This window comes from Comamonas odontotermitis, assembly GCF_040396735.1.
In the GTDB taxonomy this organism is placed as follows: domain Bacteria; phylum Pseudomonadota; class Gammaproteobacteria; order Burkholderiales; family Burkholderiaceae_C; genus Comamonas; species Comamonas odontotermitis_C.
The window spans coordinates 25103-45598 of record NZ_JBEBNZ010000004.1 but is presented as its reverse complement, the minus strand read 5'-3'; the positions used below and the strand labels follow the sequence as shown (position 1 = coordinate 45598).

The following is a 20496-nucleotide window of genomic DNA, read 5'->3' as shown; positions in this document are numbered from 1 at the left end:
GCCGGACGGGGTGAATCGAGGCAGGCAGGAGCACGACTATGTTGTTTTTAGAGCACTTCGTTAGCTATGCCCACGAGCGCATTCTTGATGCTGCTACGCAGTGATCGCGTCACCTGCGCTGCTTGACCTATCCTGGCGGAATCAAAAGGTGGGGGGGGGGAGATAGACAACCTAGTAGAGCGCGTTGGTGAAACCGACCTGCTCATCGCATTTATACGCCCGCGAAATATGAAGTTAAGCCTAAATGCATGCTGGGCCACTCACAGGTTATCTCGCAAGCGAGGATGGGCGCTCAGACCTTAGCAAAACTTAACATCGCCAGCGATACGACTCCACCCCAACCCCGACCGTGTGCTCACGCTTTGCGGTCCAGACGAGCCAGGAAAAATGACTGCGGAGTGTGCAGGAGGGAGGGGGGCCTAAAAGGCCTATAGGCCTCTTCCCTGGACACCGCACTGTTCCTCACGCGCAGAAATTTTCCCCGTATGAATTCGTTAAATCAAACAATCAGCAAATCAATCGCCCGCTAGCCCGCATGGATGCTGGCTCTGAGGGCTCTTTGAATTCGTTTGATTTGTTGATTCCCGTTTGATTGCTGTTAAAGCTTTAACATCCATCCTGCCGGGTCTGACGAAGAAGCCACACTGGATGCTTTAGGAGTCAAGGCAGGGGAGCGCTGGCAAGCTGCAACACAGCGTTTGTATTTGACCACCAAGGGCATCTATCCGTATGCCATGTGCAAGGAAGGGAGCCACCTCTCTATCTCTGGCCGCTGGTGACTGCGGTGGTCACAGCTCCGATGGTTATGATATCCATCATGGCGCGTCTCCCTGGAGTCGTGCCAAATACCCATTTTGGAGATGTACGCGCGCGTGAGCGCCATTGTTTCTCTGTTTGACGGGACCCGTAGGTACGCAACGTGTGGTACGCAGCAAGGTACGCGCACAAAGTCTGCCATGGTCATCATTTAGCCGAAGTGCTTAACCAGGGCTATACAGGCGAAGGTGAACGCCGACAAGGCCGAGGGTGTACCAAAAGTCCACCTAATCCTGGCCAGAACCGACACTGGAACCAAACTTTTGCGCTGCCAAGTTAGAAAATTCATTTCGGGATTGGTACAGCACAACCATACGCCTAGTGCGCCGACAGCATCCTCGAGACTCAAAAGGTCTTCACGAATGTTGAGAACCGAGGGACCCGCGCGAGGTGCTTGCTCATTGCATAGGTACTTTTTATTTTGTTGGTATTTTTGTTGGTACATCACCAATCTATAAATCAAGAACCACTACAAACATAAGAGCTCTAGCCACTTTTCGATTCCTGTCGGGGACTTCTTAATGAAATCAAGCACATAAGCAGTGCAAAAACACAAACGGGACAAGAACGGGACAAAACCAGACTATTTAGACTTATTTCTACAGGTCGCTTCTGGTATGTTTTTCCCGCTTCTTTCGCCGTGAACTGCCGCCAACAATCACTTGTACGCGGCCCCCAAGCAACACAACAGCCTCTCTGGAGCGGCGCCAGCGTCAGCACAATGCTGCACTCACGCGGCTCGCGGCAGAAGCGGCGCCGCTATTGCCGCTCTGTGGCGGCGCCAGCGCTAAGGTACTGTCGCTCTCGCACGGCTGGAGAGCGAGGTAACTGCCGCCCTAACCCGGCGAGACCCCCTATCCTTCGCCGGTATTGGCTGGCCATACCGGGCAACGCCCCCACCCTTTGCGGGGATTGACCTGCATCTCTGGTGGAGTGATGACAGCTATCGGCCAATGTCGCCTTCTCACGCCATTCAGGCCGGTCATTTGATGGGAGAGAAAATAGGCGACTATGTGCAAAAATTACACCTCTACTCAAACTTAACTAATTCATGAATACGAGTTCCAGCGCCGCTATCGTCATTCGACGTCTTTCCTCCGTTGACTGGCCGCAAGCCTTCTGTGTGATCTCGGAGTTGCGCAAACTTGAAGAAGCTGAGTTTCTCCGACGAACCCTCAGACAATCGTATTCCGGGTATGAGTTGGTCGGAGCCTTCAGGGGCAGCGAACTTATCGGCGTCTTGGGAATGCGACCAGTCCACACCTTGGCACGCGGTGCGTATCTACATATCGATGATTTAGTGGTCGCGGCCGAAGCACGAGGAAGTGGTGCAGGGCACGCGCTGATGGAGTACGCCGAAGCTGATGCACGCGCACGCGAAATGAGTACTGTATTTCTCGACGCAAGACCAGAAGCCGTCGCGTTCTATGAGAGTCGAAATTTCGTGCTTCATCCTGCGCCGTCGATGAAAAAGGTCCTCTAGCCACACACCCTGCGCACGGCGTGTATCAATTTGAAGAAATCTGCCCTTCAATTGCTCATAGCAGGATGCTCCCAATGTTGATTCCCTTGAGCACCGTTGTAGGCATGAAAAATCAACATTTGGGTGTCGAGTGGTGCTCGACAGTGCCGGTTTGCGATTCGGTGCAAACTGCCGGTTTTGGCCAACCTTGCAAAAAGCGCGATTTGTCAACCAACGAATCTTGCAAATCCCGCGTTTTGTCAACCTAACGGCGGCGCTTCATCAACCATAGCCGGGGTATTGTCAACCTTCAGCCCCAAAACTGCCCATGCAAGAGCTTTAGCTTAGATGCCAGCGTCTCCGGTTCGTTCTGCATGTGCTGGATGGGGGTTGTTCCGACGCTCACATGCTCATACCAGATGTGAAATGCTTTGGCCTTGGGGAGCATGCGGGCGGCGTCTCGGATCGCGCCCGCAATGGTGCCGGATGTGAAGCTCAAGGCTTCTGAGTGTTCATTCATGACCCGGGCCAGATACTGACCGGGCGCGCTTTTTTCAATGTGCAGGCTCTGGATCATTTTTTCACTTCGGGGACGAATTGAATGGTGCCTATTATCTCTGCCGCGATGCTGCTGGGTGTAGGCCGAATCCAATGGTTCCATAGCCCTTTCATCCAGGCCAGGGCTTAGAGCACGCTCACGGAAAATATGCCCCACTGCTCAGCCTTCCAAGAGGCATAAAACCAGAACGGCTGACTGAGCATGCCGAAGATACAAGTCCACCGTATGAAAGCCTACAAGCGCGCCTGAGACAGCAAGGCAGCAGCCCCCGAGTATGGCAATGGCGATCTGATCTATCTGGATAAGAGCATCCCGAAATACATTTAAATGTTGAGATTTTCTTGACGGATTGAAGGAGTGGACTGACAAACTTATGAGGCATCTGGAATGTCATCAAGTGTGAATTCACTAGCATCATTACGCCTCAATCTTTGAAAACTGACCCGGGGATACGCATGATCAAGGTGGGCATTGTTGATGACCACGCAATCGTTCGAACTAGTCTGACCCGTTCCTTAGTGAGAACGTCGATATGCGAGTGGTGGGAGTGGCAGCAAACGGAATAGAAGCGCAGGAATTGGTTCGCAACAACCAAATGACGTTTTGATCAAGGATATTTCAATGCCGGGACATAGTGGCATCGATGCCATGGCAGACCTGCGGGATCAAGCGCCTAATGTTGGCATCATAGTTCTGAGTGGCTATCCAGCTGAACATTACGTAGTAAACGTTTTTAAGCAAGGCGCTAGCGGGTATCTTGGCAATGACTGTGATCCTAGTGAAATCATGGAAGCAATCCGCGTGATCTCTATGGGTAACCGGTACGTCACACCACAAGTTGCCGAGCTACTAGCACATCAAGTAAAGAGAAAGAGTGACATTTCGCCACATGAACAGCTATCAGAGCGAGAGTTTCAGGTCTTCTTGAAACTCTCCCGGGGGGAGACTGCAACCACTGTGGCCGAACAGCTAGCCATCAGCGTGAAGACCGTTAGCACTTACCGTACACGGCTAATGGAAAAGATGGTGCTTGCTTCCAACTGCGACTTAACTTATTACGCAATCAAGAACGGACTAATCAGCTGAAAATAAAACCATCTTGAACTAGAAGCCGGGCGTTCTCAAGAAGGTTGCCTTTTCAAGCACCAATCAGGATCTAGATAATGGCACCCCTCCGAATTGGATCAATTGTTTTTCTGTGCCAAGAGTTCGATCAGATGGTTTCATTTTGGCAAGCTGCACTTGACTATGTCGCAAGAGAACCTGCTAGCGATGGCTGGGTTGTCTTGTGTGACCCCGCAAAAAAAGGGCCCAATTTGTCGTTCAACGCCCGTAAAGGCATCCCCAAAACCAGAGGATGGTTACATTTAGATCTTTATGCAAAAGATCAAGGGAAGGAAATTTCTCGTTTAATTGGACTAGGCGCACGAGTCTACCCCTGGGTGTATGAGCCGGATGCAGATTAAATTGTTCTTGAGGACCCCGATGGAAACCTTTTCTGTGTGGTAGCTCAATAGGCAACGCATGCGAAGAGCTTATTAGCTTGTAAAGCTGTCCCAAAAATATTCTAAGGCGCCGCATATGGCACTGGGGAGGCTTTTTCTATTTGGAGCTGCACGCCTGATCACCCGCATCACCGTTCAATCTGCGCTCGGTGTTCACCTGGTCGCACAGCGCTGCTACTTCGGCGTCTCGCTGTTTAAGAGCGCCTCCGAGTTCCGCGACCACTCCGACGCCTTCTGCAAGCTGGCGGTCGAGGGCTGAGGCAATATCCGCAAGAGCGCTGCGGGCAGTGGTGTCGGCTTCGGCTTGCGCGCGATAAGTGGCGGCTCGGCTGTCGGCGCTGAGCTGCAGGCGGTGAGCGCGCTCAAGCTCAGAGCGCACATCAACAGCAATGCCAGTTTTGAGGCTGGCCAACTTGTCAGCGTTGTAGATCGTGCTTTGTGCATGTTTGCTTTCCAGTTGGGCAGTTTGGGTTTCGTCAGCTCGGGCTGCTTCTGCTCGGGAGGCTTTACCCTCGGCTTCGCTGGTCTGCACTTGAGCAACCTTGGCCCCAAAGCGCCAGGCCTGCACCTGCCAGGAAGCCACGCCACCGATGAATAGGCCAACCAGAAGCGCAGCCACATAGGGATAGATTCGCACCGTCATAGACCTGCCTCGCACAGTTCGCCGTTCGCGTCGCCTCGGGTCCTGAGACCAGGCAGAACAGTTTTCACGCCATTGACCGTGCCCACGTTCCAGCGCACGTTTTCCCGGCATGCGGCCACCACATCACCGGCATTGGCCTTGCGCAGCAGCGAAGATCCAGCCAGCGCGGCCTCCCCCTTGTTGTGGATGAAGTCGATGAAGACGGCCTGCTGCCAGACCGTGTAGCTGCCCCAGAATCGGAAAAGCCGCTTTGCAGCGGCTTCGGATTTGAGGTAGCGGGACTTTTCAAGCCGGTAGCAGTCCCCAGGCGAGTGGTACCGCCCAGCGACCACTGCAGGCCCGGTGATTCCGTCGCAGACGGTCACCCCAGGCTACCGCATGAACTGCCCGCTGGCATCAATGATGGACAGGTCCACAAAACTCAGGCCGGTGCGGTCATTGGGTCCATAGCCAACTTCGAGGCCCCCCAGATCGAAGTATTCCATGCCGGCAAGCGCGGCAACCAGTTTCTCGCGCGTAGGCTTGGGGCCCGCACGGCGCAGGCCTTCCACAAGCACTTTTGCCGATGCAAAGCCCTCCATCACCGAGGGAGAGAGCGCAACATCTCCATTGGCTTTGGCCAGTGCAGCAGCCTCTCGGTTGATCGCATAGCCCATGGCCCTTTCACTGGGAAAAACCTGCGTCACGATCACCCCGCGCCTTGCGTCGCCCAACTGCTTGATGAAGCCCGAAGACGCGTTGTTGGAGACTGTCACCACCTGCATGTGCTTGGCAGAATCCGTTTTGCGCAGCGCCTTGACGCCATCACTCACGGCCACACTGGAGCCGATCCAGATGACGGCTTGAATGTTTGCCTTCACAAGTTGAGGCACGATGGCTTCGTAATCGGGCTTGTTGCGGTCGGCCTTGATGACGATTGCCGGTTCCCAGTTGGTCTTTTTGAATCCCTGCATCGCTCCCGCTAGACAGTCTTCACCAAAGCTGTCGTCCACATGCACCATGGCAACGCGCAGGTAGCCCATCGTATGGAGTGCCTCTACCGCCTTTTTTGTCTCTGCCTGGTAACTGGACCGCACATTGAATACCAACGGATTCACAGGCTGATGAAACACCATTGCCCCGGTGGATGGGGCGACCAGGGCAACACCGTGCTTTGCCAGGTGAGGGAGGATGGTCTGCGTGTGGGGCGTGGCACGACTCATGAATAGCGCAATCACGTTGTCGCGCTCAATCAGCCGCTGTGCGTTCTCTCCTGCCAGCTTTGGCTCAAACTTGTCGTCCAGCGTGATCAGTTTGATCTTTTCGCCATTGACTCCACCTTTTTCATTGACGCTGTTCAGGTACAGGTTCACGCCTTGGAGTGTCTCGCCCACGCTGGCCGCTACAGGCCCGGTGACGGCCGTGGTCTGTCCGATCAATATGTCGGCTTGGACAGACGAGGTACCCAGCACGGCGAACAACGCCCCCAAGACAAAGCAGGCACGTCCGCGCCAGGAAGAACTACTAGCCATCATTGCACCTTTACGAGGGAAAGCAGCCGGAACATCAAAATCGATTGCCGGCGCAGAAGCATATACTCACACTCAAATACATTTGGTAGGGTTTACACGGGACCGGCAATAAATTTTGATCCACCCGCAGCAGAGCCTTCTCGCAGACAGTCCGTTCGATCGACTGGCTTAGAATCAGGCTCGCCCTGCTGTGAACCTGTCTTTCTTTGGCCATCTCAGGCGGAGCGCCGCAGGTGTGAGATAGGCTTATGGCAGACCTTCCGCTCCCTGTCCGGGGCTACCAACGGCCAAGTTCTCTTGCTGGAAAATCGCTGTGAAATCCTCAAACCGTTGGCTATTGCGCCTGGTCGTACTGCTCGTAGTAGCCGTGGTGGCCGGCTCGTTCTTCCGTTATGAATACACCAGCGACAAATCAGTGCGCGTGGATCGGCTTACGGGCGCCCAAGAGGTGTTCTGCCAGGCTCAACAAAGTTGGACCAGCGTGTCGGCATGCTATGCCTCGGTCACGCCTCAACCAGCGCCTGAGCGCTGATCCAAAGTCTCGGCAAGTGCAGCGAGTACGATCACGACCACCGATTCCGGTGTAATCGATGAATCTACCTTTGGCGATTATTGATAGGGCGCGTATTGCTACAGCAGTTCCAGCACCAGCTCCGGCGGGCGGCACAGGCGCGCGCCCTTGTCAGTCACCACGATGGGGCGGTTGAGCAAGATCGGGTGCGCAGCGATGTGGTCAATGAGCTGCGCGTCGCTCCATGTGGGATCGTCCAGGCCCAGCTCCTGGTAGATGGCCTCCTTGCTGCGCATGACATCGCGCACGGGCACGCCCAGTTGCGCAATCAATTGCGCCAATTGCAGTACATCCAGAGGTTGCTGGAGGTAATCCACCACGTGCGGCGTGATGCCGCGTTCTTGCAAAAGGGTGAGCGCGCCGCGCGAATTGCTGCAGCGCGCATTGTGATAGATGGTGGCGGTAATTGGGGGCATGGCCCCATCTTATTACAAGGAGGCTTCCAGCTCCGGCATGATGATGCGCGCCTTGGTGAGCGCCATGCCCAGGTTGGCCGTACGGCGGCACACAAAGACGGCCACATACTCTTCGTTGGTCTTGCCACGGATGAAGATGTGCAGCAGGTTGTCGCTGTTGACGATGATTTCCTGGAAGTAGTGGTGGCCGTCATCGGGCAGACCGCGCGACTTCTTGAACATGCGCTCAATCATCGAGACATTGGGGCCATTGAACAGATCTGCCGTTGCAGCGGCAACCAGATCGATGACCTCACGTGGGTGGGAATCCACGGTCCGGATGGCCAGCAGCATGCCACTGGCCACGTCCACATAGCCTGCGGCCAGGCACTCCGGTACAAACGATGCGACCTTCTGTAGAACTGCATCCATCGACATATAGCTTTCCTTCTCGTAAAACATGGCGCGCGCATGCCGCCAGCCCCTGCCAGCGCTGCACCCTCGCCTCTGTGCGTTAACCCATTTTTTCCAGCAGCATGGCTTCGTAGGCGAACAGGATGTTCTCCTGCGGCTCAGACTGCACGAACTGCGATTCAACGGAGCGCACGCGGCGCAAAGACTCCTCTGCAGTAATGCCTTCGAACACCAGCCAGGCCGCCAGCACCGTGCCTGTGCGGCCCAGGCCCGCCAGGCAATGCACCGCAAGCACCTCGCCACCCAGCAGCAGGCGCTTCATCTTGAGCATCAGCATCTGCAGTTGCGCAACCGTGGGCGGCTCGCGGTCGTACACGGGCAGATGGATGTTTCGCAGCCCATTGCGCGCAAGCGCGACCTGGTCCACATCCTTTTCAGTGAGCGAAACCAGCACGGTCACGCCACAGCGCTTGAGTGCCTGCAGGTCGATGTCGATGGCATTGACAACGCCCGGCAACGGTGTGCCTGCCAGCTTGCCGGGCACCAGCCAGGCAAATCCGCGCGGGCCGCGCGACACCGGAACAAAGGTTTCGGCAGCCAAAACAGGGTTGGCCAATGCCAGGTCGGGCAGTACAGCGCGCTGGCTCAGGCGCGCAGCCTGCTCCGCCGTTGCGGCTGCTGGCACCGGGGGCGCCTGCACCGCTTCAGCCTGCATGGCCTGCTCCACGGTGATCTCCGGCACCAGCACCGAGCAACTGCCGCTGCGCACAAACTGCTGGCCGGCTGGCGAATACGGTGCGGCAAAAAAGGCCTCGGCCGCGTTCGATTCCTGCACCGTTCCGCCAGCCAGCAGCAGCACCCGGTCCGCCACGGCTGCGGCGTGGCGCTGGTTGTGGGTGACGAACAGGACCGCCCGCTCCTGCCTTATGCGTTTGAGCAGTTCCAGCAGCAGGTAGGCGTCGTACTCGTCCAGATCGGCTGTGGGCTCATCTACCATCAGCAAATCAGGGTCTGCGGCCACCTCGCGCAAAATGGCGATGGCGCGCTGCTGTACTGCAGGCAGCTCCACGGCGGGAAGGGCCAAGTGGGCTTTCAGCTCCGAAAACCCCATGCCATCCAAAAAATCATTGCACCACTGGCGGCGCTCCTGCACCGATTGCGAACCCGCGCGCCGGAACTCGGTGAGCGAATCCTGCACGCTCGCCAGCATCAGCCGTGCGTGCTGGCGCACCATGCGCGGGCGATGCGCTTCTGTGAGGGGCTGGCCCGCATAGCGCACACCGCCCCACTGGCGAAAACGCGGATTGTCGTCATTCACCCCCGCCAGGCTGCGCAACAGGCTCGATTTGCCGCCGCCCACAGGCCCCATCAATGCCGTGATCGAGCGTGGCGCCATCTGCAGGTTCAACGCCGAGAGGATGACCTTGTCTCCATAGGCCACGCCCCAGTTGTCTGTTTCCAGAACAGGTATTTGTTCAGACACGCGTGCTATGCCGCAGGGCGGCGCTTTCTTGGTCCACCGGGCACACAGCATGAAAACCGGTACCGCCCGCCGAGCACCAGCCGCTGAATTTCCCCGGATTATAGAAAGCGGAAACGACACAAAGAGTATTTTGATACTCTTTTAAAAAGTAAATAGTTACAAAACAAACAAATGGAGATTTTTTATAAACAGCACTTGATATACATCAAGCTTCATCCTCTTTTTTCGGTACGGATCGTGCGGATCAGCAGTACCACCGGCACCAGCCCCACCAGGACCAGTGCGAGCGACGGCAAGGCTGCCTCGCCCAGCCGCTCATCGCGTGCCAGCTGGTAGGCCACCACGGCCAGGGTGTCGCTGTTGAAGGGCCGCAGCACCATGGTGGCGGGCAGCTCCTTCATCACATCGACAAACACCAGAAGCGCGGCCGTGAAGGCCGAGCGGCGCAGCAGCGGCCAGTGCACCCGTGTGAGCAGGCCCAGGCTGCCGGTTCCCAGCATGCGCGCCGATTCGTCCAGGCTGCTGGGGATACGGGTGTAACCGCTTTGCAGCGACTGCAGCGCAATCGCCGTGAATCGCACCAGGTAGGCCCAGACGATGCCCGCAGCGGTGGCCGTGATCCAGGCTGGAAAGCCCCACTGCGGCGCCCATTGCTGCACCCATCCAACGGGCAGCAGCAAACCCACCACGATGACGGCGCCCGGCACCGCGTAGCCCAGGCTGACGAGTGCAACCAGTGCACGCGTGAACCAATCGCGGCTGCGCCGTGCCGAAAATGCCGCCAGCAGCGCAATCGCCACAGCCAGTACCGCAGTGATGGCACCAAAGCGGATGCTGTTGCCCGCCCATTGCAGGAAGCGGTCAAACGGGATGACCGACCAGTCGGCCGCCAGCGGCCGCAGCATGAAAAGCACCGGCGCCACAAAACCCAGCAGTACCGGCAGCCCGCACACCAGCCATGCAAGCGCACTGCGCATGCCCGTCAGCTTCTGGGGCTGCGCCTCTGCTGACGATGCCCGCCCCACACCGCTTGTCACAAAGCGCATGCGGCGCTGGGCGCGCAACTCCATCTGCAACACCACCAGCACGAGCACCAGCAGCATGGTGGCCAGTTGCGCGGCAGCTGTGCGGTTTTCCATCGACAGCCAGGCCTTGTAGATGCCCGTGGTAAAGGTTTGGATACCGAAATAGCTGACCACGCCAAAATCGGCCAGTGTTTCCATCACCACCAGCGCAACCCCTGCCACCACTGCAGGCCGCGCCATCGGCAAGGCCACGGTGCGGATGCGCCTGCCCATGGGGGCGCCCAGCAGGCGCGCCGCCTCCATCAGGTGCGCGGCGCGCTCGGACAATGCGGTGCGCGCCAGCAGATACACATAGGGGTAGAGCGCCACCACGAACACCAGCACCGCACCGCCCAGCGAACGAATTTCAGGCAGAAGGCGCCCTTCGAGCCCAAAGCTGGTGCGCAGACCACTTTGCAACGGCCCGCTGAACTGCAAAAAGTCGGTATAGGCGTAGGCGGTAACATACGCCGGCATGGCCAGCGGCAGCAGCAGCAGCCATTCAAAGGTCTTGCGGCCCCGAAAATCAAACAGGGTGACGACTGCCGCGCACACTGTACCCACCAGTGCCGCGCCCACCGCCACCATCAGGCCCAAGGCTACTGTGGTCTGCAGATAGCCCGGCAATACCGTGGCAAACATCTCGCGCACGATGGCAAAGGCATCGGCGTCATTGCCGATTCCGGGCAGCCACGCACTGAAAACGGTGACGACCGGCAGCACCAGCGCAAATGCGATGACGAGCAGCAGACACTGGCGGCGGATGCGGGCGAGGTTTTGCAAATGCGAATCAACCTGAATAAAAGCTGGCGATTCTACCCGCCGGCAATCGCCCATGGTGGCCGCCCCCTACAATGCAAACCATGTTTCTAGAGGTCTCTCAACTCGATGTGCGTTATGCCGGCCGCGCGCAGGCCGCTGTCAATCAGGTGTCGCTACAGCTGCAGGCTGGCGACATTGGTGTGTTGATCGGGCCCTCGGGCTGCGGCAAGACCACCTTGTTGCGAGCGGTGGCAGGGCTGGAGCCCATCAGCCACGGCGAGATCCGGCTGAATGGCGCCATCGTCAGCTCCAGTGCGGGCAGCCTGCCGCCTGAAAAGCGCCGCATCGGCATGGTGTTCCAGGATTACGCCCTCTTTCCGCACCTGAGCGTGGGCAAGAACGTGGCGTTTGGCATTCACCACCTGTCCAAGGCAGAACAATTGCAGCGCGTGCATGAAGTGCTGACCCTGGTAGGCCTGGAAGGCAGCGCCGTGCGTTACCCGCACGAGCTCTCGGGCGGCCAGCAGCAGCGCGTCGCACTGGCGCGTGCCCTGGCTCCGCGCCCACAGCTGATGCTGCTCGACGAGCCGTTCTCCAACTTGGACGTCGATCTGCGTGAACGCCTGGCGTATGAGCTGCGCGACATTCTGAAGGCGGCAGGCGCCACCGCACTGTTCGTGACGCACGACCAGCTGGAAGCCTTTGCCATTGGAGACCAGATTGGCGTCATGGAGCATGGCCACCTGCACCAATGGGCCAGCGCCTCCACCTTGTACCGGCAACCCACCAGCCGTTTTGTGGCCGACTTCATCGGCCTTGGTGCGTTTGTACCTGCCTCGCCGGTGCAGGGGCCGCAAGGCTGGCACCTGCAAACGCCGCTGGGGCCCATTGCCACCGGGCAGACGGCGCAACCCGAGGCACCCTGCGATGTGCTGCTGCGCGCCAGCGAAGTGGTGCTGGATGCCAGTTCACCCTACCAGGGCACGTTGCTGCGCAAATCCTTTCGCGGTTCGCAGTACCTGTACACCCTGGCGCTGACGGACGAGCTGCAGGTGTATGCCCAGGTGTCCAGCCAGATCGACCACCCCATTGGCACACGCGTTGGCTTGCAGGCGCGGCCCATCAATCTGGTGCGCTTTCCCGGCAACACTTAGAAGGCACCTGGAAGGTATCCGAGAGGTATCTGGAAATCACCTGAAAAATGCTTGCAATGCATAACTGGTGCGCACCAGGCATTCAAAATAGAGAGCATTCAGCGCTGCACCTGTACCTGTCGAAGCCGGTCGACCTCGCCATGCAGGGCGTCTGACCAGTCGCGGCGATTGCGGCCTTGCGCATCCTGCGGCACGCCGTAGTGCAGTTGCGCCACCAGCGGCGGCGCAGTCACGGTGCGCCAGATCGAGCCCAGCAGGCTTTCATCGCCCACGTAGCTCGGCGCACGGCTCCTCTGACCGGTGCGCTTGTCGTAGAAGCACAGACCCAGGGGCTGAACGGCTGATTCGGCAGCAATGGCTGCCTGCAGCAGATTGGCGTGAAACGGCAGCAACTCCGAACCATCGCCCGTGGTGCCTTCAGGAAAGATCGCCACCATGTCGCCACTGCGAATGGCCTCTTCCATGCGGGTCACGGTGCGCATGGCATCGCGGCGCGAAGTGCGTTCAATGAACAGAGTGCCCGCCGCGCTTGCCAGGCTGCCGATGACAGGCCAGGCCTTGACATCCGACTTGGACACAAAGCGGCAATGCTTGCTGGCATGGATGGCCGGAATATCCAGCCACGACAGATGGTTGGCCACCAGCAGCAGCGGCCCCTGGCTGGGCACCGGGCCCAGCACCTGCAACTCCACCCCCGCATGCCGCAACATCTGTCCGGCCCAGCGCTCCACCTCCCGGTTGCGCTCTGCATGGCTCAGCCGGCCAAAGCGGCTCCAGATGGTAAAGACCCCTGAAACAATGTGTACGCCCAATCGACCCAGGCGAACCACCCCAACCACCTTGCGACGCCAACCTGCCATGCCTGTCCGTCCCGTCAATCGTTAGAGGTATCTGATGCAGGCAGTGCTGCAGCCGTATCGAGGCTACGCATGAACTGCTCCAGAATGATGCATGCCGAGGCAGCGTCGGCATCGCGTGCGCCATTGGCCAGGGCCTCGGTGGTGCTGTAGCGCTCGTCCACCTCGAACACCTGCAGCCCAAAGCGGCCACGCAGTTGGCGGGCAAAACGCAGGGCGTTGACGGTGTTTTCATGCGCCGCACCATCCGGGTGGTAAGGCACACCCACCACCAGCGCATCGGGCTGCCACTGGCGGATCAGACCTTCCATGGGGGTAAAACGCGCCTTGCCTTCCGCCTGGATGGTAGGCAGCGGTCGCGCCGTGCCAAGCATGCGGGTACCGTAAGCAGCCCCCGTGCGCTTCATTCCGTAGTCAAAGGCGATAAAGCTCTGCATCTGCCGGGCTGCAGCCAGGCTGGTGGCGTCGCTCATGCGCGCCCCGCCGCAGCCGACAGCGCCCAGGGCTGAACGCCCAGCAGACCCAGCGCCGTGTCATAGCGCTGGTCAATCGGTGTGTCGAAGATGACCTGGGTATCGGCATTCACCGTCAACCAGGCGTTTTCGGTGATCTCGGACTCCAGCTGGCCCTCACCCCATGACGAATAGCCCAGCGACACGAGCACGCGCCGGGGGCCGGCTCCCGTGGACAGGGCTTCGAGCACGTCACGCGAAGTGGTCATCTCCAGTCCGCCGGGGATCGTCAGGGTGGAAGCGTACGCCGACTCATCACCCGCGCTGGCGTCGAGCACGATACGGTCGTGCAGCACAAAACCGCGCTCGGTATGCACCGGCCCGCCCTGGAACACCGGCTCCTGGTGCAGATCATCACGGCGCAGCAGCAGATCCACCTTGTCGAATAATTTTCCCATGGTGATATCCGAGGGCTTGTTGATGATGATGCCCAGTGCCCCCTTGTCGCTGTGCTCGCAGACATAGACTACGCTGCGGTTGAACATCTCGTCCTGCATGCCAGGCATGGCAATCAGGAAATGGTGTGTCAGGTTCAGGGTCTCGGAAGTCTCGGTCTCGGCGCTCATGCAGCCATTGTACGGGCAGCCCGTCCGCCCTGAGGCGGCAAGCCCTCTGTCCGTCCACGGGCCAATCTGCCCGAACGGGCCTACTGCCACTGACAAAGCACCTCCTGCTCATGCCCAGGAGCGGGGGCGCAAAAAAGGGCCGCATTGCTGCGGCCCCTGTGGATGGCATCAGCGCCCGGAGGCAATGTCAGGCCCCATGGTGGGCCGAGCCTTCCGCAGCATCGGCGGCCTTGATTTCGCTGTCGAGCACATACTGGCGTACCAACGACAGCAGCACTTCGTCGGCGTAGGGCTTGCCCAGGTAGTGGTCAACGCCCAGGCTGGCCGCGTGCTCACGGTGCTTGTCGGCAATGCGCGATGTAATCATCACCACGGGCAGGTCCTTGAGCGCATCATCGCCGCGAATCTCGCGCACCAGCTCGAAGCCATCCATGCGCGGCATTTCGATGTCGGACAGCACCATGACAGGCCGCTCTTCCCGCAGCCGATCCAGAGCCTGCAGGCCATCGGCAGCCAGGGCCACCCGGTAGCCTTCGCGCTGCAGCAGGCGCTGCGTCACGCGGCGCACGGTGATCGAGTCGTCCACCACCAGCACCAGAGGCGTCTGCACCACCTGCTCTGCCAACGCCCGCACTGGCGCCTTGGCCACTTCAGGATGGACTGCCGCCTTGGCGATGCGCTCAGCCACCTGGTCGCCATACACGGTGTACAGCGCCACGGGATTGTAGATCAGCACGATCGCGCCCGATGCCAGTACCGACATGCCCGCCAGACCCGGCAGGCGCGCCAGTTGCGGCCCGAGGTTCTTGACCACCACTTCCTGGTTGCCCAGCACTTCGTCCACATGCACCGCCACGCGCTTGGCGGCCGAGCGCAGGATGACCACCGCACTGGTCTTTTCCGGCACTTCGTTGCTGCGCAGATCGCCTTGCAGCAGTGCGCCGGCATAGTAGAACGGCAGCGCGTCTTCGTTGTCCTGGTAGACGCCGCTGGAATGGCCCTGGTCTATCGTGTCCTGCGATACCCGGCGGACATACTCCACCAGGTTGGCCGGCACGCCAAACTTGATGCTGCCAGCACGCATCATCACCACCTGCGTGACCGCCGTGGTCAAAGGCATCACCATCTGGAAGGTGGTGCCACGGCCCTGGTCCGATGTGGTGACGATATGGCCGCCCAGCGATTGGATCTCGGTGCGCACCACATCCATGCCGATGCCTCGGCCCGAAATGTCGGACACCGATGCCGCCGTGGAGAAACCAGGCGCGAAGATCAGCTGCGCCGCCTTTTGCACATCGACCGCTTCTTCCACCGTGACCAGACCCTGCTGTACGGCCTTCTGGCGGATTTTTTCGAGTTGCAGGCCCGCGCCGTCATCCTTGAAGGAGACCGCAATGTCGTTGCCTTCCTGCTTCACATCGACCGTAATGGTGCCGATGGCCGGCTTGCCCTGGCGCTTGCGCAGCTCGGGCGACTCGATGCCGTGGGCCACGCTGTTGCGCAGCAAGTGTTCGAAGGCAGGCGTCACGCGATCGAGCACGCCGCGGTCGATTTCAATCGCACCACCGGCAATGTCCAGCTTGACCTGCTTGCCCAGTTCCTTGGAAATCTGCCGCACGATGGCATACAGCCGCTCGGAAATCGAATCGAACTCCACCATGCGCGTGCGCAGCAGATCGCGCTGCAACTCGCGGGCCTGACGCCCCTGGGCGATCAGGTCGTCTTCTGCCCCTTCGGCAGTGCGCTGCAGGTTGCGCTGCACGGTACCCACGTCATTGACCGATTCGGCCATCATGCGGGTGAGTTCCTGCACGCGGGTGAAGCGGTCAAACTCGAGCGGATCAAAGCCCGAGTCCGTATCCTTGGCCTGCGCCATGCGCGACTGCATCTGCGACTCGGCCTGCACCTCCACGTCACGCAGCAGGCTGCGCAAGCGCTCCAGATTGGCCGACATGTCCTTGATCGACGAGCGGATGTTGGACAGGCGCATGTCCAGGCGGGAGCGGGCAATCAGCACCTCCCCGGCCTCGTTCACCAATCGATCCAACAGCTGGGAGCGTACGCGTACCGACTGCCCGGCCGCCACGCGCACAGGGGCCATCCGCAATACCAGCGGCTTGTGGTGCACGCCCTGACCCGCATTTGCAGACGGCTCGCTCGCCACGGCTTCGGACTCTTCGTCCTGCGGTGCAGGCGCGCTGGCGACGACTTCCGCCACCACGGCGCTCATGTCGGAGGCAGGCGCAGCGTGCTGCGGCAAGGTGCCTTCGGCCAGCACTTGGTTGCCGCGCTGCTGCAGGCCGACAAACTCATGCTGCAGGCCGTCGTAGCGAGCCAGCAAGGCTTCAATGTCCTGCGTGGTCAGATTCTCCGTACCGATGTCTTCGACCTCGGATTCCATGCGGTGCGACATTTCGCCCAGACGCATGGCCCCGGCAAGGCGCGCGCTGCCCTTGAGCGTGTGCAGGTGACGCAGCACCTCTCCCCGTGGAGGCAGATAGTTCGGATCTGCGGACCACTCGCGCAATGCCGTACCCAGCCTGGGCAGCAGCTCCTGCGCTTCTTCTTCAAATATCAGGAACAGGTCGGGATCGATGACGTCATGAACGTCCATCGAGTCGTCCATGACCAGGCCTACAACAGGACGCACTTCGCCAATCAGCGGCGCTGGCGCATGGACGGTGGGCTCCACCGCCGACAGCGCGGCCAGATCGCTGGCCGGGCTGTCCTGCATCTCATAGGGTGGATGCAACGCGGAATCGATCTCCTGGTTGGCGATGCCGTGCAGGTCCTTGAGCACGATGTCGTTGGCAGGTTTGACAAAACCGGCGGCCACCTGGTGCAGCAGCTTGCGGATTTCGGAGCCTGCTGCCTGGAAGGTATTGAGCCAGGCGACTTCGGGCTGCGACGCATTTTGCACGTGCGCCAATGCATGCTCCAGCGCACGCCCCAGCTCCGACAGCGAATGGAAGCCCACGGTGGACGAACTGCCAGCCAGCGAATGGGCATAGGCGATGGCATCGTCGGGGAAATGCCGGCTGGGATTCTGCGCCCAGGTGTACAGCACTTTCTCCAGGCTGTGCGACCACTCCTCTGCTTCTGCGAGGTATACATTGAAGAGCGCCGTGCTGACACCCAGCGCGTTCACCGTTTCTTCGTTGGATTCAACGACTGCGTTGCTCTGCGGTTCCGCAGCAACGGCGGCCTCTTCGATGGCCGCAGCAGGCTCTGCGGTCGGAGCCGTGAGCGCGGCAAAACTGCCCAGCTCCAGCGATGGCAGATCCAGGGGCAGCTTTTCCGGGGCAGCAACCACGGGCGGCGCATCGACAAACTCGATGCTCTCGTCCATGGACACAAAACCGACGCCAGGGTCCTGCAAATCCTGCGGCTCTTGCGGGGCTGCAGCCGCCGGCGGTGCCTGCTCTGCTGCCATGGCCTGTGCAAACTCAGCGAAATCAACCTCTTCGGCACTTTCAGGGGCCGATGCAGACACCACCTCTTGGGGTACTGCAAGATCCGCAGCATCGACTGCAGGCTCCAGATTCAAGTCAAGGCCTTCCAGCGGCCACTCCAGAGGCGAAGCGGGCTCCAGGGGTTTCGTCCCGGCGGCATCCAGCGCTTCCCGATCGAAAGCTGCCTGGGCATCCTGCACGGCTTCGCTCGCGCCCTCTGCCACTACCTCTGCGTCGAGTTCCTGGCTGGCTTCGAAAGCGCTGTCCAATGACAGTTCAGGCAACTCCAGCGGCAGCACCATGGTCTGCTCCGGATCGGCAGCAGCCGTGTCGGAACGAAGCACTTGCGGCTGCGAATCCTCGGCCTCGGCCACAGTTGCATCACCGGCCTGCGCTGGCGTGACCAATGGGATATGGGTACCGTCCAGACGCATGGCATCGGCAGAGATGCGGAAGATGTCGGGGTTCCAGGTAGAGTTGCGCTCGGCGCCGATGTCTTCCGCCCAACGGCCAAATCCATGCAGCGCCTCGGTGCTCAGCGCGAGCAACGCGCCATTCACAGGCCGGTGTTCCGCCAGCCAGGTGTTGAGCACCTGCTCCATGGACCAGGCGGCTTCGCCAAACTGCATCAGCCCCACCATGCGGGAGCTGCCCTTGAGCGTGTGGAAGGCCCGGCGCAATGTGGTCAGCGCTTCCGTATCGGTGGAATCGCGGCGCAGCGCCTGCAAGGCCTGCCCGCCTGTCTGCACCACGGTCTGCGCCTCTTCCAGGAAGATGCCAAGCAGCTCGTCATCCAGTTCCTCCTGCTGCACCGGGGCAGCAGGGATGGCCTGCACCGCTGGTGCAAACATCTGCAGATCCGGTGCCAGAACGGCAGGTGCAGTGGGCGGCGCAGGGGTCAGGTCAAACAGCGGCGCTGGAATGGTCGGCGCAAAATGCACCGAATCGTCGTCTCTCGCAGCGGAGACTGCAGGCACCGATGGTTGTGCGACGTGGCCGGCCTTCTGGGAGCCCATGACGATGCGCAATTCGCCGCTTGCAGCATCAAACAGGAACAGCTTGCGGGCCAAGGTGCGCTGGTAACCCAGCATGTCGAGCAGGAAGCCCAGCGCGCCCAGGCTGTTGCCCAGCTTTTCAAAAACAGCGGGCTTGTCTTCGTCGGCAATCTGGCCCACGGCAAGTTGCTCAACCACAGAGCGGAAATGCTGGGTGGCAGCGGCGGCCTGATCGAGGCCCAGCACCGACAAAACCCCACGCATCTGCGACATGGAGCCCGTGACCGAGCCCAACATCGACACATCCTCCGGATTGCGGAAATACTGGTCAAGGTGCTTTTCGACTTCGGCCAGGGTCGAGCGCAGCTCATCGACCACACTGCCCATCGTCTGGTGGTCGCTGACCTTGCGGTACAGCTCTTCCACCCAGGGCTCCAGCGGCTCGGGCGCCGCACCGGAGAGCACGTGGTCCAGGCGCTGCGCCAGGCGGCTCGCCCGCTCACGCATCAGCACCGGCTTGACGTCCAGCGATTCCAGATTGGCCTGCAGGTACAGGATGGAGGTTGCCACCTCCATGGACAGCGGCGCCGAAGGCACCGTGCTTGTTGCCTGCAAGCGCTCGGCAACGCGGCCCAACGCCGCGCCCAGCTCATCAGCGCCGACATGCAGCTTGTGCAGGGATTCGCGGATCAGGTGGAACTGGTCCGCCACGGGCTTGATCTTGTAACGATCGCCATCTGCCAGTGAAGACCACAGCTCGGCTGCCGACTCGATGCGCTTGCGCGCCTGCGCCAGCACCGCCGGGTCAAACAGCCCAAAGCGCTCCTGCGTGTAGTTGACACCCTGCAGATCGCTGCCTTGCAGGCCTGCGCGCACCGCCTGCAGGATTCTGGCCTGGGACTCGTCAGCGCCCTGCGCTACCGCACAGAAGAAATTGAGTTCATGCAGCAAGGCCTGATCTACATCAGAACTGCCTTTGGCCTGCAGGGCAAACTGCATGATGACGCGCGATGCCGAGCGCTTGACATACAGGTCAGGCACCAGCAGCTTGTGTGCCAAGCCATCAAAAAAGCCCGATGCAACCTTCCAGAACAGACGCAGTGGCGCTTTCGCCTGCCCTTGCGCAATGCCCAGGCACACCGCCGTCAGATCGCGGGCAGCGTTGCTGTCCGCCGATTTGATGATGTGGAGCATGCCGGCATCCAGGCGTTCACGGGCACCGCGATCCAGGGCCAGTGGCGCGACGGCCTCGGTCTGCGGCTCCTGCTGGTTCGCATCTCCATGCCACAGGTCAGCAGGGTGCACACGGTCCTGCCCCACCAGCTCCTGCATTTCCTTGTACTGAGGAAACAGGGCCACAAACGGCACGGCACGGCCTTTGAGCACATGGCCCAGGTATTCCAGCAGTGCAAACGAAGAGCGCTCCATCAGCGCAACCGCTTTTTCGGTGCAAAGGTGTGGCTTTTGCGCGAAACGTTGGGCAGCGGTCTCCATCAGACCGACCAGCTGCGCCGGTTGCTCCACACCCACCATCTGCAGCGCTCCCTGCACCTGGTGCAGGTTCTGCCGGGCAATACGGATGCCTGTGGAGTCAATGGCCTCCAGATCGGAGGCCTTGGCGACCTCTGCATCACGAACATAGCGATTGAGCGCCTTGACCATGGATTCCAGCGAGCGGCGAACCTCATCACTGATCCACGCCAATGGCCCAAGATCCCTCTCTTCTGTTGGCACTGCGTTTTCCGCTTTATTTTCGATAGCCATAGACATGCAAC

General features: G+C 60.0%; 16 protein-coding genes and 1 pseudogene. 5 read left to right on the top strand and 12 right to left on the bottom strand.

The window, feature by feature from the left end:
- Window positions 1-1867: 1867 nt before the first annotated feature.
- Window positions 1868-2299: a GNAT family N-acetyltransferase gene (locus tag ACH2DG_RS05825; protein WP_395024766.1), complete on the top strand. Its 432-nt coding sequence runs from the start codon at window positions 1868-1870 to the stop codon at window positions 2297-2299.
- 289 nt (window positions 2300-2588) lie between these two features.
- On the opposite strand, the gene ACH2DG_RS05820 is transcribed toward ACH2DG_RS05825, so the two are convergent.
- Window positions 2589-2939, bottom strand: a complete 351-nt coding sequence (locus tag ACH2DG_RS05820; protein WP_395024765.1) for a hypothetical protein — start codon at window positions 2937-2939, stop codon at window positions 2589-2591.
- Window positions 2940-3292: 353 nt separating this feature from the next.
- Between ACH2DG_RS05820 and ACH2DG_RS05815 the strand changes: the two are divergent.
- Both ACH2DG_RS05815 and ACH2DG_RS05810 read left to right on the top strand, forming a co-directional pair.
- Window positions 3293-3923 (top strand): annotated as a pseudogene (locus tag ACH2DG_RS05815) (response regulator).
- A 77-nt stretch (window positions 3924-4000) separates the two neighbouring features.
- A complete protein-coding gene (locus tag ACH2DG_RS05810) occupies window positions 4001-4303 on the top strand; it encodes a VOC family protein (protein WP_395024764.1) in 303 nt (100 codons plus the stop codon).
- 136 nt (window positions 4304-4439) lie between these two features.
- On the opposite strand, the gene ACH2DG_RS05805 is transcribed toward ACH2DG_RS05810, so the two are convergent.
- The 3 genes from ACH2DG_RS05805 to ACH2DG_RS05795 are packed head-to-tail and all read right to left on the bottom strand — an operon-like array spanning window position 4440 to window position 6496.
- Window positions 4440-4985 carry a hypothetical protein gene (locus tag ACH2DG_RS05805; protein ID WP_395024762.1) on the bottom strand — a complete coding sequence of 182 codons (546 nt, stop codon included), beginning with the start codon at window positions 4983-4985 and terminating at the stop codon, window positions 4440-4442.
- The gene (locus ACH2DG_RS05800) at window positions 4982-5350 is read right to left on the bottom strand and encodes a lysozyme (RefSeq protein WP_395024760.1); all 369 of its coding nucleotides are present in this window, start codon (window positions 5348-5350) and stop codon (window positions 4982-4984) included. Before ACH2DG_RS05800 ends, ACH2DG_RS05805 begins: the two co-directional genes overlap by 4 nt.
- 6 nt (window positions 5351-5356) lie before the next feature.
- Window positions 5357-6496 (bottom strand): ABC transporter substrate-binding protein, encoded by a 1140-nt coding sequence (locus ACH2DG_RS05795; protein WP_395024759.1) that lies wholly within the window; start codon window positions 6494-6496, stop codon window positions 5357-5359.
- A gap of 313 nt (window positions 6497-6809) precedes the next feature.
- On the opposite strand from ACH2DG_RS05795, the gene ACH2DG_RS05790 reads away from it, so the two are divergent.
- Window positions 6810-7028 (top strand): hypothetical protein, encoded by a 219-nt coding sequence (locus ACH2DG_RS05790; RefSeq protein ID WP_395024758.1) that lies wholly within the window; start codon window positions 6810-6812, stop codon window positions 7026-7028.
- Between the two features lie 98 nt (window positions 7029-7126).
- Here the strand turns inward: ACH2DG_RS05790 and arsC are convergent, their stop codons facing one another.
- From arsC to ACH2DG_RS05770, 4 genes are all read right to left on the bottom strand, one after another.
- Window positions 7127-7483 (bottom strand): arsenate reductase (glutaredoxin), encoded by a 357-nt coding sequence (gene arsC / locus ACH2DG_RS05785; RefSeq protein WP_395024756.1) that lies wholly within the window; start codon window positions 7481-7483, stop codon window positions 7127-7129.
- A 12-nt stretch (window positions 7484-7495) separates the two neighbouring features.
- Window positions 7496-7924 carry a hypothetical protein gene (locus tag ACH2DG_RS05780; RefSeq protein WP_395024755.1) on the bottom strand — a complete coding sequence of 143 codons (429 nt, stop codon included), beginning with the start codon at window positions 7922-7924 and terminating at the stop codon, window positions 7496-7498.
- A gap of 52 nt (window positions 7925-7976) precedes the next feature.
- Window positions 7977-9359 carry an ATP-binding cassette domain-containing protein gene (locus tag ACH2DG_RS05775; protein WP_395024753.1) on the bottom strand — a complete coding sequence of 461 codons (1383 nt, stop codon included), beginning with the start codon at window positions 9357-9359 and terminating at the stop codon, window positions 7977-7979.
- A 212-nt stretch (window positions 9360-9571) separates the two neighbouring features.
- A complete protein-coding gene (locus tag ACH2DG_RS05770) occupies window positions 9572-11206 on the bottom strand; it encodes an ABC transporter permease (RefSeq protein ID WP_395024752.1) in 1635 nt (544 codons plus the stop codon).
- Between the two features lie 80 nt (window positions 11207-11286).
- Between ACH2DG_RS05770 and ACH2DG_RS05765 the strand changes: the two genes are divergently transcribed.
- Complete coding sequence (locus ACH2DG_RS05765; RefSeq protein WP_395024751.1) at window positions 11287-12339, top strand: ABC transporter ATP-binding protein; 1053 nt, start codon at window positions 11287-11289, stop codon at window positions 12337-12339.
- A 98-nt stretch (window positions 12340-12437) separates the two neighbouring features.
- On the opposite strand, the gene ACH2DG_RS05760 is transcribed toward ACH2DG_RS05765, so the two are convergent.
- From ACH2DG_RS05760 to ACH2DG_RS05745, 4 genes are all read right to left on the bottom strand, one after another.
- Window positions 12438-13199 (bottom strand): lysophospholipid acyltransferase family protein, encoded by a 762-nt coding sequence (locus tag ACH2DG_RS05760; RefSeq protein WP_395024749.1) that lies wholly within the window; start codon window positions 13197-13199, stop codon window positions 12438-12440.
- A gap of 14 nt (window positions 13200-13213) precedes the next feature.
- Entirely contained in the window at window positions 13214-13669 is a 456-nt protein-coding gene (ruvX, locus tag ACH2DG_RS05755) for a Holliday junction resolvase RuvX (RefSeq protein WP_395024748.1), read from the bottom strand.
- Window positions 13666-14274 (bottom strand): YqgE/AlgH family protein, encoded by a 609-nt coding sequence (locus ACH2DG_RS05750; RefSeq protein WP_395024747.1) that lies wholly within the window; start codon window positions 14272-14274, stop codon window positions 13666-13668. The genes ruvX and ACH2DG_RS05750 overlap by 4 nt, the downstream gene beginning before the upstream one ends.
- Before the next feature lie 187 nt (window positions 14275-14461).
- The gene (locus ACH2DG_RS05745; RefSeq protein WP_395024746.1) at window positions 14462-20425 is read right to left on the bottom strand and encodes an Hpt domain-containing protein; all 5964 of its coding nucleotides are present in this window, start codon (window positions 20423-20425) and stop codon (window positions 14462-14464) included.
- Between the last annotated feature and the right edge of the window lie 71 nt (window positions 20426-20496).

What these genes read in the sequence shown, in the direction of transcription:
- ACH2DG_RS05825 (WP_395024766.1), top strand. Translation starts at nt 1,868, where the DNA reads ATGAATACGAGTTCCAGCGCCGCTATCGTCATTCGACGTCTTTCCTCC.
- ACH2DG_RS05820 (WP_395024765.1), bottom strand. Translation starts at nt 2,939, where the DNA reads ATGGAACCATTGGATTCGGCCTACACCCAGCAGCATCGCGGCAGAGAT.
- ACH2DG_RS05810 (WP_395024764.1), top strand. Translation starts at nt 4,001, where the DNA reads ATGGCACCCCTCCGAATTGGATCAATTGTTTTTCTGTGCCAAGAGTTC.
- ACH2DG_RS05805 (WP_395024762.1), bottom strand. Translation starts at nt 4,985, where the DNA reads ATGACGGTGCGAATCTATCCCTATGTGGCTGCGCTTCTGGTTGGCCTA.
- ACH2DG_RS05795 (WP_395024759.1), bottom strand. Translation starts at nt 6,496, where the DNA reads ATGGCTAGTAGTTCTTCCTGGCGCGGACGTGCCTGCTTTGTCTTGGGG.
- arsC (WP_395024756.1), bottom strand. Translation starts at nt 7,483, where the DNA reads ATGCCCCCAATTACCGCCACCATCTATCACAATGCGCGCTGCAGCAAT.
- ACH2DG_RS05780 (WP_395024755.1), bottom strand. Translation starts at nt 7,924, where the DNA reads ATGTTTTACGAGAAGGAAAGCTATATGTCGATGGATGCAGTTCTACAG.
- ACH2DG_RS05765 (WP_395024751.1), top strand. Translation starts at nt 11,287, where the DNA reads ATGTTTCTAGAGGTCTCTCAACTCGATGTGCGTTATGCCGGCCGCGCG.
- ACH2DG_RS05760 (WP_395024749.1), bottom strand. Translation starts at nt 13,199, where the DNA reads ATGGCAGGTTGGCGTCGCAAGGTGGTTGGGGTGGTTCGCCTGGGTCGA.
- ruvX (WP_395024748.1), bottom strand. Translation starts at nt 13,669, where the DNA reads ATGAGCGACGCCACCAGCCTGGCTGCAGCCCGGCAGATGCAGAGCTTT.
- ACH2DG_RS05750 (WP_395024747.1), bottom strand. Translation starts at nt 14,274, where the DNA reads ATGAGCGCCGAGACCGAGACTTCCGAGACCCTGAACCTGACACACCAT.